At 72.1% G+C, this 10229-nt stretch carries 12 protein-coding genes; 7 read left to right on the forward strand and 5 right to left on the reverse strand.

The genetic code is table 11. From position 1 onward, the window contains the following. The coding region (locus tag ACTUAL_RS16665) for an aminoacyl-tRNA deacylase (RefSeq protein WP_440900917.1) at positions 1 to 398 on the reverse strand (398 nt) is incomplete at its 3' end. Positions 399 to 590: 192 nt separating this feature from the next. Between ACTUAL_RS16665 and ACTUAL_RS16670 the strand changes: the two genes are divergently transcribed. Continuing rightward, on the forward strand, positions 591 to 1250 hold the full coding sequence (locus ACTUAL_RS16670) for a sigma-70 family RNA polymerase sigma factor (protein WP_015804979.1): 660 nt from the start codon (positions 591 to 593) through the stop codon (positions 1248 to 1250). Next, positions 1247 to 1639 (forward strand): mycothiol system anti-sigma-R factor, encoded by a 393-nt coding sequence (rsrA, locus tag ACTUAL_RS16675; RefSeq protein ID WP_440900918.1) that lies wholly within the window; start codon positions 1247 to 1249, stop codon positions 1637 to 1639. The genes ACTUAL_RS16670 and rsrA overlap by 4 nt, the downstream gene beginning before the upstream one ends. 123 nt (positions 1640 to 1762) lie before the next feature. Here the strand turns inward: rsrA and ACTUAL_RS16680 are convergent, their stop codons facing one another. Then, complete coding sequence (locus tag ACTUAL_RS16680; RefSeq protein ID WP_096498094.1) at positions 1763 to 1837, reverse strand: 50S ribosomal protein bL37; 75 nt, start codon at positions 1835 to 1837, stop codon at positions 1763 to 1765. 179 nt (positions 1838 to 2016) lie between these two features. Here ACTUAL_RS16680 and ACTUAL_RS16685 point away from each other — a divergent pair, with 179 nt between their 5' ends. Then, complete coding sequence (locus ACTUAL_RS16685; protein WP_096496899.1) at positions 2017 to 3495, forward strand: PAS domain-containing sensor histidine kinase; 1479 nt, start codon at positions 2017 to 2019, stop codon at positions 3493 to 3495. A 301-nt stretch (positions 3496 to 3796) separates the two neighbouring features. Here ACTUAL_RS16685 and ACTUAL_RS16690 read toward each other — a convergent pair whose 3' ends face one another. After that, entirely contained in the window at positions 3797 to 4051 is a 255-nt protein-coding gene (locus ACTUAL_RS16690; protein ID WP_015104912.1) for a WhiB family transcriptional regulator, read from the reverse strand. A gap of 227 nt (positions 4052 to 4278) precedes the next feature. Beyond that, entirely contained in the window at positions 4279 to 5223 is a 945-nt protein-coding gene (locus ACTUAL_RS16695) for a diacylglycerol/lipid kinase family protein (RefSeq protein WP_096498093.1), read from the reverse strand. A 289-nt stretch (positions 5224 to 5512) separates the two neighbouring features. On the opposite strand from ACTUAL_RS16695, the gene ACTUAL_RS16700 reads away from it, so the two are divergent. The 3 genes from ACTUAL_RS16700 (at position 5513) to ACTUAL_RS16710 (ending at position 8355) form a co-directional block, all read left to right on the forward strand. Next, a complete protein-coding gene (locus tag ACTUAL_RS16700; protein ID WP_440900920.1) occupies positions 5513 to 5914 on the forward strand; it encodes a hypothetical protein in 402 nt (133 codons plus the stop codon). 148 nt (positions 5915 to 6062) lie between these two features. Continuing rightward, positions 6063 to 6815, forward strand: a complete 753-nt coding sequence (locus ACTUAL_RS16705) for a S1 family peptidase (protein ID WP_096496898.1) — start codon at positions 6063 to 6065, stop codon at positions 6813 to 6815. 748 nt (positions 6816 to 7563) lie between these two features. Further along, entirely contained in the window at positions 7564 to 8355 is a 792-nt protein-coding gene (locus ACTUAL_RS16710; RefSeq protein ID WP_096496897.1) for an SAM-dependent methyltransferase, read from the forward strand. Between the two features lie 415 nt (positions 8356 to 8770). Here ACTUAL_RS16710 and ACTUAL_RS16715 read toward each other — a convergent pair whose 3' ends face one another. After that, positions 8771 to 9373, reverse strand: a complete 603-nt coding sequence (locus ACTUAL_RS16715) for a histidine phosphatase family protein (RefSeq protein ID WP_177154446.1) — start codon at positions 9371 to 9373, stop codon at positions 8771 to 8773. Positions 9374 to 9567: 194 nt separating this feature from the next. Between ACTUAL_RS16715 and ACTUAL_RS16720 the strand changes: the two genes are divergently transcribed. Then, positions 9568 to 10229 (forward strand): MrcB family domain-containing protein (locus tag ACTUAL_RS16720; protein WP_440900919.1); only part of this gene is annotated, 662 nt, incomplete at its 3' end.

Raw genomic sequence — 10229 nt, forward strand, 5'->3', positions numbered from 1 at the left:
CCCGAGACGAGCACCGTGTCGAACAGCCAGGCGGTCTCGTCGACGACCGTCGGGTGCGCCGTGCGCTGACCGAGCGGGGAGATGCCGCCGAGCACGTAGCCCGTGGCCCGCTGGGCGCGGGCGGGATCGGCCATCTGCGCCTTCTTGCCGCCCAGCGCCGCCGCGAGCGCCTTCAGGTTCAGCTGCCCGGTGACCGGCACCACGCCGACCGCGAGCTTCCCGTCGACCTCGGCCACCAGCGTCTTGAACACCCGCTCCGGCGCGACCCCGAGCGCCTCGGCCGCCTCCATCCCGTAGGACTCGTGGCGCGGGTCGTGCTCGTAGGAGTGCAGCTCGAAGGCCACCTTCTGCTTGCTCAGCAGCAACGTGGCGGGGGTACCGGTCGCGGGCCTGGCCATGGGCGCGGACCCTAGCCGGGGAATGCCGCGCCCCGCCACCGCGTTGACCACGGCGTGGCAGCAGAGGTGATGGAGCAGCAGGTCGGCAGGCAGGCGAAGGCCCGGCCCCCGCGCGGGTCGGCGCTCTGCCGCCCCGGTGACCGCCGCGTATCCTCGAACGCGTCCCAGACAGCCGCGAACACGGGGAGAGCTGTGCCACCAGCAGCGCGAGCGCAGGCCGCCGAGAACGGGGCCACACCTCGTGGCCAGGCGCACGGCGAGGAGACGGCTGACCAGCGGGCGGCGCGGTTCGAGCGCGACGCGATGCCGATGCTCGACCAGCTCTACTCGGCCGCGCTGCGGATGACGCGCAACCCGGCCGACGCGGAGGACCTGGTCCAGGAGACGTACCTGAAGGCCTACGCCGCGTTCGCGTCCTTCTCCGAGGGCACGAACCTCAAGGCCTGGCTGTACCGCATCCTCACCAACACCTACATCAACGGCTACCGCAAGAAGCAGCGCCAACCGCTCCAGCAGCCGACGGACGAGATCACCGATTGGCAGCTGGCGCAGGCGGAGAGCCACACCTCCTCCGGGCTGCGCTCGGCGGAGGTCGAGGCGATGGACCGGTTGCCCGACACCGACGTCAAGGAGGCGCTGCAGCGCCTTCCCGAGGAGTTCCGCATCGCGGTCTACCTGGCGGACGTGGAGGGTTTCGCCTACAAGGAGATCGCTGACATCATGGGCACCCCGATCGGCACCGTGATGTCCCGGTTGCACCGGGGACGCAGGCAGCTCCGCGAGCAGTTGGCCGACACCGCCCGCGAGCGCGGCTTCCTGCGCGGCGGTCAGCAGGAGGTGGCGGGACGATGAGCTGCGGCGAGCACCACGAGACCAACTGCTCCGAGGTGCTGTCGGAGGTGTGGCTGTTCCTCGACCAGGAGTGCGACCAGGCCCGCAGGGAGCTGCTGGCCACGCACCTGGACGAGTGCCACCCCTGCCTGGAGGAGTACGGGCTGGAGGAGCACCTCAAGGCGCTGCTCGCCCGCAAGTGCGGCGGCGACCTCGCCCCCGACGAGCTGAAGGCCAGGCTGCGGGCGCGCATCCGGGAGACCGTGACGGTCCGCGAGAGCACCGTTCGGGAGACGACGGCCTCGCACGAGGGCGCCGACGGCGTCGTCACCGAGGTCCGCCGGGTCGACGTCGAGGTGACGACCGCCACGACGACGATCCCCGGAGCCCCGAGGGCGTCCGCGGACTGACCACCGGCCCCCGCGCGGTCCCCGGACGGCCGCGCGGACCGGACCGGGCCGCCCCGCGCGGCCCCGAGAACGCCGAAGGCCCCAGAGACCAGGTCTCCGGGGCCTTGTGCCAGGTCAGCGACCTCAGGCGTTGGGGCGCTTCCCGTGGTTGGCGCCGCCCTTCTTGCGGTCACGACGCTTGCGGGCACGCTTCGACATGGGGTTCTCCTCCAGCTAACAGTGCTTCACCCAAGTGTGACACGGCGTCACCTGACCGCCGGCGGCACGGTCGCCGAACCGTGGTTGGATGGCTGGCAGAGCCCGTTCGCACCGCGTGTCGCAGGGCGGCCGTGGAGCGGGAGCCGACCTCACCGCGGTGGTCGAGTTAGGAGCACAACCTGTCCACGCTCACCGACCTGCTCGCCGAGCACACCAAGCTGTCCGGGGTCGCCGCAGACCACCTGCAGCTCGTGGTCGCCGAGTGGCAGCTGCTCTCCGACCTGTCGTTCGCCGACTTCCTGATGTGGGTGCCGCTGGACGACGGCACGTTCCTGTGCGTCGCGCAGGCCCGCCCGACCACGGCGCCGACCGCCCACCCCGAGGACGTCGTCGGCAGCACCGTCCCGGTGGACGAGCACCCGCAGCTGCGCCGCGCGATCGTCGAGGTGCGGATCTGCCGCGAGGAGGACCCCCGCTGGCACCTGGGCGTGCCGGTGCGCCGCGAGGCCATCCCGGTGCGGCTGGGCAGCGAGGTCATCGCCGTGCTCAGCCGCAACACGAACCTGGCCGTGCCGCGCGTGCCCAGCCCGCTGGAGATCTCCTACCTGGGGTCCGCCGCCGACCTGTGCCAGATGATCGCGGACGGCACGTTCCCCACCACCGAGCCGTCACCGGACGTGCACACCAGCCCGCGCGTGGGTGACGGCTTGGTGCGCCTGGACTCGTCCGGCGCCGTGGTGTTCGCCAGCCCCAACGCGCTGTCGGCCTACCACCGGATGGGCCACGCCGCCGACCTGATCGGCGTGCACCTCGCCCCGCTGACCCGCTCGCTGATCGGCGACCCGTTCGACGCCACCGAGGTGGCGCAGCGGATCAGGGCCGCGCTCGACGGGCAGCCGTCGATGCGGATCGAGGCCGAGTCGCGGCGCGGCGCGGCGGTGCTGTTCCGGGCGCTGCCGCTGCGGCCGAGGGGCAGCGCGGCGGGCGCGCTGGTGCTGTGCCGGGACGTCACCGAGGTGCGCAGGCGCGACCGGGCGCTGATGTCCAAGGACGCCACGATCCGCGAGATCCACCACCGGGTGAAGAACAACCTGCAGACCGTGGCCGCGCTGCTGCGGCTCCAGTCCCGCCGCACCTCCAGCGAGGAGGCCAGGGAGGCGCTCGCCGAGTCGGTGCGCCGGGTCACCTCGATCGCGCTCGTGCACGAGACGCTGTCGATGTCCGTGGACGAGCGGGTCGACCTGGACGACGTGGTCGACAAGGTCATCCCGATGATGAGCGACGTGGCGGCCACCGAGTCGCAGGTCGTGGTGCGCCGGGACGGGAAGTTCGGCATCGTGCAGGCCGAGCTGGCGACGCCGCTGGTGATGGTGCTGACCGAGCTGGTGCAGAACGCGTTCGAGCACGCGTACAGCCCCGGCCAGCGCGGTGAGGTGGTCGTGCACTCCGAGCGGTCGGCCAAGTGGCTGGACGTCCTGATCTGCGACGACGGGCGCGGACTCCCGCAGGGCTTCTCCCTGGAGCGCACGGACCGGCTCGGCCTGCAGATCGTCCGGACCCTCGTCGAGTCCGAATTGAGAGGCTCCTTGAGCTTGCGCCGCAGGCCCCGAGGCGGTACTGAGGCGGTCCTGCGAGTGCCCCTCAGGGCGCGGCGTTAGACTACTGCTCGTGCACACGTGACGGCCTTCCTCAGGGGTGGTCACGTGGTCATGCGGGAGGGTGTGCAACAAGGCCGAAGGGCCCGACACCTGGCACGGTGTCGGGCCCTTCGAGCTAGCTTCCGGTGGGCTCGCAGGTCGCGGTCCTACCGCGCTGACCTGTGCCTCACGGGCGGCGGCAGTGCTTCGGGCTGCCGCCTGGTCGTGCTGTCCTGCTTCGCCCTGCGCGGGCTTCGAGCCGTCGCGCGGGCTGGTCTTGCTTCGGTGCTGAGCTGTGGTGCTGTGTTTCGAGGCTTGCCGATCAGGCGTTGCTGCGAGCCCTGGTCCGAGCGTTGCGGCGCTTGAGCGCACGACGCTCGTCCTCGCTCATCCCGCCCCACACGCCCGCGTCCTGGCCGCTCTCGAGCGCCCACGCGAGGCAGTCGGAGACGACGGGACAGCGGCGGCACACGGTCTTCGCCTCGGCGATCTGCAGGAGCGCAGGACCACTGTTCCCCACGGGGAAGAACAGCTCCGGGTCCTCGTCGCGGCAGATCGCGCGGTGGCGCCAGTCCATTGGAACTACTCCTCAGCTATGGCGCGCTCGTAGGCACGCCACTCGTCAGCGGTCGGTTTTGGGGTGCTTGTGAATGCTTTCACGAACGCGCGGGATGTCAAGAGGTTAGATCCAACCCGGTGAGTGAACTCACCCGAAAGATCGGCCGCGTTCACCTGGGCTTTCAGTGCGTGGCGGCTCTCTCGTGAGGAAAATCGCGTTTGGGTGGCGTAGTGGTCACGCCACGGTCACACGGCCACCGTGAGCACGCCCGGCGCCGAGGTGAACTCCACCTCGGTGCAGGTCCCGAGCAGGTCACCGTCGACCTGGAGGTTGACCGGCTCCTGACTCGTCACCCGAATGTACGCAACATCGTCCCGGCGCAACAGGTTCTCGCCCTTGGGATTCCCGTCCGTGACGAGAAGATGCGTCAAGTAGCGGAGAACCGTGGGCAATCCGAGGCCGTGCAGCGCGAACAGGCCGAGATCGCCGTCGAAGGACGTGCTCGGGTTCAGCCGCAGCGGCTTGTCGCCCAGGTAGGTCCACGGGTCGGTGTTCGACACGAAGGCCAGGCGCATGTCCTCGAAGACGGGCTCGCCGGGGATCTGCACGGTGAGCGCGGGCTCGTGCCTGCGCTGGCTGAAGTAGCTGGCCAGCGCGGTGCGCGCGTACAGGACGGGGCCCGCGACGCGGCCCTTGGCGCGCTGCTCCTCGACACCCGCGACGACGTCGGCGTCCCAGCCGACGCCCGCGTTGAAGGTGAACCAGCGGTCGTGGTCCTCGCTGCCGCCCGCCGAGGCCACTCGGCCGAGGCCGACGCGGCGGCTCGTGCCGTGCTCGACGGACTTGAGCAGGCGGTAGGTCGCCTCGACCGGGTCGCGGGGCAGCCCGAGCGCGCCCGCGAAGACGTTGGCCGACCCTCCGGGCACCACGCCCAGCATCGGCAGCGGTCGGTCGGCGCCGCCTCGCAGCACGCCGTTCACGACCTCGTTGACGGTGCCGTCACCGCCGTGGGCCACGACCAGGTCGTAGCCCTCCACCACGGAGCGAGCGGCGGCGTCGGCCGCGTGCCCCCGGTAGTCGGTCTCGACGACGTCGAGCTTCACCTCGCTGGCGAGCGCGTGCGCGAGCACGTCCCTGCCGGCGGGCGTAGTCGCCGTCGCCTGTGGGTTGACCACCAGTAGTGCGCGCACCCCTGAAGCGTAGGACAGGTCGTGACCCGGCATCGGGAGTCCTTCCCCCAATGAGAGGTCTTGACGCGCACGAAAGTGGCCCATCTCATCTTCTGCGGCCGGTCACCGGCCGGCCGCGGCGCTCCTCCCTGACGTGCTGCCGTGCTTTTCGACAAGTGCACCCCGACCCGACCGTCGGCTCGCCGAAGAGACCCCTTGATCTTCGCCTGCCGGACGGCCGAACGGGACTCGCCAACCGGGTGGCCTACGATCCGTGACGAGTACGCACGGTGAGGAAAGGGCCAGCGTGATGGTGGAACGGGGGGTACCCGGCGCCGTGCGCGCGGCCGGGGCGCTCACGGTCGTGCAAGGACTGGTCGGCCTCGGCTTCGCGATCGCGCTCGTGGTGCGGTCGTTCGCGCCCGAGGGGGCGCGCGGGCCGGTGCTCGGCGAGGCCGCGTACTTCGCGGTGCTCTGCTCCGGCGTCGTCGCGGTCGGCGTGGGCCTTGCGCTGGGCAAAGGCTGGGGCCGCACCCCCGCGCTCGTCGTCCAGCTGCTCCTGCTCGGGGTCGCCTGGTACATGTACGGGCCCTCCGGCAGGCAGCTCTGGGGAGCGCTGATCGGGGTCTACGTCGTGGGGGTGATCTACCTGCTCTTCACGAACGCGGCGCGCGGGTGGGCGCTCGGGTTGCACGAGTCGGACGACGACTAGGGGCACGCCGGTTGGGACGTCCGACCCCCGCAGATCGTCTGGTTGCCCGCCGACGATCGGGGGGTTGGACGACTCACCGTGACGGGTGATGCTGTGCGTGGCGATTTCGCCACCCCCTGCAACCGCCCCTGCGTCCGAAGGTGACTCAATGCGACTGCCCCGCGCCCTGTCCGCGGCCATCAGCACCGGCGCCGCGCTCCTGGCGGCACTGGCCGTGACCGCCATCGCGCCCGCGGCCTCCGCCGCCCCCGCGCCCGACGACCTCTCGCCCGCCATCATCGGCGGCGGCACCGCGAGCAACGCCCCGTGGGCGGCGCGCCTGTTCGCGAACGGCCGGGAGAACTGCTCGGCCACGATCATCGCGCCGACCTGGATCCTGACCGCGCAGCACTGCGTGGCCAGCTCGGCGACCTACACCTTCCGCATCGGCAGCCTGGACCAGAGCAGCGGCGGCACGGTGGCGACCGCGACGCAGATCATCCAGCACCCGTCGGTCGACCTGGCGCTGGCGAAGCTGGACCGCTCGGTGACCGCCACCTACTCGCCGCTGGGGACCAACGCGGCCGTGGTGAACGGGCAGACCGTGCAGCTGTACGGCTGGGGCGCGACCTGCACCAACCAGCCGGAGATCAACTGCCAGTCGCGGTACCTGAAGGTCGCGGACACGCGGGTGTCGACCGTGAACGGGCGGGACTACCGGGGCGGCGTCGCGATCTCGGTGCGCCGGGTGAACGGCATCGCGGCGGGCGGGGACTCGGGCGGCCCGATGTTCGCGACGAGCCCGGTGGACGGCAAGTACTACCAGGTCGGCGTGGCCTCGACGAGCGACCGGTCGAGCGTGTCGAACTACACGGCGGTCGGGCAGTACCGGTCGTGGATCCGGCAGTACGCGGGCGTGTGATCGCGCGGGTGACCGCCGGGCCCCGGCTCGGCGGGTGACCCGGAGGTGAGGCGGAGCGGCGGGACCCCTGGGGGCCCGCCGCTCCGGCGCGTCCGGGGGTGCTCGGGGTGGCGCGCCGGTGGGCGGTCGCGAGGCGGCGGTGGGGGCATCGGCTTCCCGAAGCCGTGCCGATCGCCTGCGGCGGCGGTGCGCCGGGGTTCGCCCGATCGGGGAGCCGCCGACTGGTGATCGCCGTCGGTCGGTGGCTGCGCGCGCGGAGGTCTGCCTGCTCTGCGGCTCCCGGTCGCCCGGCCGGTGTCCGGGTCGCGTCCGCTGGGCCGCTCGTCGTGCCGCGCGTCCGGTGGGGATCGTGCCCGCGCGCCCGGTCGGGGCCGGGCCCGCGTTCCCTCCGCGCTCGGGGCCGCGTGCCCGGTTGCGGGGTGTGCGCGGCCCGATTCCCCCTCACCCGGAGTCGCGTGCTCGTTTCCCCCGTTCGGTGTTGTGTGTCGCATTTCCGCTGACTCACGTCGTTGGCTGTTACAGGGAGTTCCAGGCGCGGCACTCGGGGCCCTGAGCTGCGAGTTGTCGATCTTCCAACCGGGGGATCAAGGCCCTGCGGGGTGACCCTCGGACGAGTGGTTAGCCCCCTTGGACCAGCAGCAATCACCCTTCGTGTTCACGATTGGCGGATGGACACGAACGGAGTAGCCCGGATACGGTTTCGCAGGCGTTCGCGCCGCTTCGCAGTCCAGGCAGGGTGAGGTGCGCTGTGCAGAACTCCCCGAGACCGGTGTCGGACGACCGGGACCGTCCGAACGCGGCTCGGCTGTACGACTACTACCTTGGCGGCGCGCACAACTTCGCCGTCGACCGGGAGTTCGCGCTCCGCGCGGTCAGCGAGGTGCCCGCCGACGCGATGGTGCAGCACGGCCGCGCGTTCCTGCGGCGCGCCGTGAAGCTGTGCCTGGAGCGGGGCATCCGGCAGTTCCTCGACCTCGGGTCCGGCATCCCCACGGCGGGCAACGTGCACGAGGTCGCCCACGAGGTCGACCCGGACTGCCGCGTGGTCTACGTGGACAACGAGCCCGCGACCGTCGCGCACGCCCGCGCGATGCTGCGCGGTCGGGCCGGTGTGGCGATGGCCGAGGCCGACGTCCGCGACCCGGCCGCCGTGCTGGCCTCCCCGGAGTGCCGCGAGCTGCTGGACCTGACGGCGCCGGTCGCGGTGCTGATGGTGGCGATCCTGCCGTGCCTGGTGGCGGCCGACCGGCCGGAGCGGGTCGTGGCGGGGTACCGGGACGTGATGGCGGCGGGCAGCCTGCTGGTGTTCACCCACCTCACCGCGGACTTCCAGCCGGAGGTGGTGGACAAGCTGCTCGGGGTGGCGACCGACGCGCACCCGCTCACGCCGAGGACCAAGGCGGAGGTCGAGGTGCTGCTGGACGGGTTCGAGCTGCTGGAGCCGGGGCTGGTGCTGTCGTCCAAGTGGCGGCGGGAGGGCGACGAGCCGGAGTTCGGCGTCGAGGCGGTGTCGTACGGGGCGGTGGGCTTGCGGCGCTGAGGCGTTTGGCCCTCGAGGGGCGCCGCGCGGCCGGTTCGGCGGGGTCGTGCGGTGGGTCCGGTCAGTGCTGGGGCGGGCAGCCGCCCTGCTGGCCGTTCGCAGCACCGTGAGGGTGTTGCAGATCGGCACGAGCGCGAGCCGGCCCTCGCGACCCGCCTTCGTGAAGAGGCGTTACGTGGACACGACCGCGATCGCGCCGAAGGCCAGGCTGAACAGCACGATGATGAGCACCGCGGCCGGGTTCAGCTCGACGCTCGCGCTGTACTGGCACTGGTAGTCGTACCGCTGGGTGAGGCGCGCCGGCAGAGGGTGACTGTTCCGCCGTTCGTGCGGAGGCGGTTGAGCGCTCCGTGAGCTTCCCGACATGCACGCGGCAGCCGCGGTGGGGCCGTCCCCGCCGCAGCGCCACCGCGGGTCAGTCGCTCGCGAGCTCCCAGGCGGGCACGTTCAGCGACCGCACCTGGGGCGTCCCGCGCTCGTCCCCGAGCACCGCGATGCCCGCCGGGTCGAGCGCGAACCGCACCCCGTCCTCGGGCCCGAGCCCCAACCAGGTGGCGATGACCGCGCGGGTGAAGTGCCCGTGGCCGACGAGCACGACGTCGCCCTTGCGCAACCCGGCGCGGGCCTCGTCGACCACCAGCGCGGCCCGGTCGCGCACCTGCTCGGCGGTCTCGCCGTTCGGGCAGGGGTGCGTCCAGACCGTCCAGCCGGGGACCTGCTCGCGGATCTGCTCGGTGGTGAGGCCCTCGTAGTCGCCGTAGTCCCACTCGGCGAGCGCCTCGGTCTTCTCCGCGTCGAGCCCGACGAGCTCGGCGGTCCGCCAGGAGCGCTCGCGGGTGGAGCACAGCGCGAGGGCGGGGGGAAGGTCGGTTCCGCGCAGCCTGGCCAGGACGGCGCCCGCGCGCCTGGCCTGCTGAACGCCGTGGGTGGTGAGGGGCACGTCGGAGATCCCGGTGTGCCTGCCGCTCTCGGACCAAGCGGTCTGGCCGTGCCGCACGAGGTAGAGGTGGGCCGTCACGATCACGAGCGTAGTGGCGGCGCGGCGCGGGCGCGGGGGGTGAGCGGGGTGGGATAGCGCACTTCGGGGACACGACGTGAACGCGGCTGTGGCACTGGTCAACCGGGTGGGTGGTGGGGAAGGCGCGGGCGGGGAGGGGGGTGCGCGGTGCGTGGATGGGCCCGCCGATGTGGTGACGCGCTTATGGTTCAACCGTGCGGGATTTGCTACAGGGCGTGTTGCAGCTCCAGCCGGTGTGGAGCCAGGAGAACACCGTCGAGATGCAGGAGCGCGGCAAGCTGGTGCGCGACGGGATCACGCGCTGGCTGAGGGCGCGGGTCGAGCGGCTGGACGCGGAGCTGCCGGAGCCGATCGGCGACCTGCGGGTCGAGGCGCGGGACGGGACCGGCCGCAAGAGCGAGATCCCGTGGGCGCGGGTCTACTCGCACAGCAGGTCGCCCTCGGCCACCAAGGGCTGGTACCTCGTCTACCTGTTCAACGCCCAGGGCGACGGCGCCTACCTGAACCTCGGCAAGGGCGCGACCAGTTGGGAGAACGATGAGCTCCACCCGCTGCCGCACGACGAGCTCAGGCGGAGCACGGCCGCCGCCAGGGAGCGGTTGCGGGACCTGCTGGACCTGCGGCCCGACCTGGTCACCGAGATCTCCCTGGACGCCCGGCGCTCGCAGCTCGGCCCCGCCTACGAGGCGGGCACCGTGGCCGGGTTCCACTACCCGATCGGCGAGGTGCCGGACGAGGACGTGCTGGAGCGCGACCTGGGGTTCCTGCTCGGGGTGCTGGCCGAGCTGCACCACCGGGACGGGCGCGCGCCCGAGGTCGTCGAGGCCGAGCGCGCCGCCGAGGTCGTCGCGGGCAG

Source organism: Actinosynnema sp. (genome assembly GCF_052038725.1).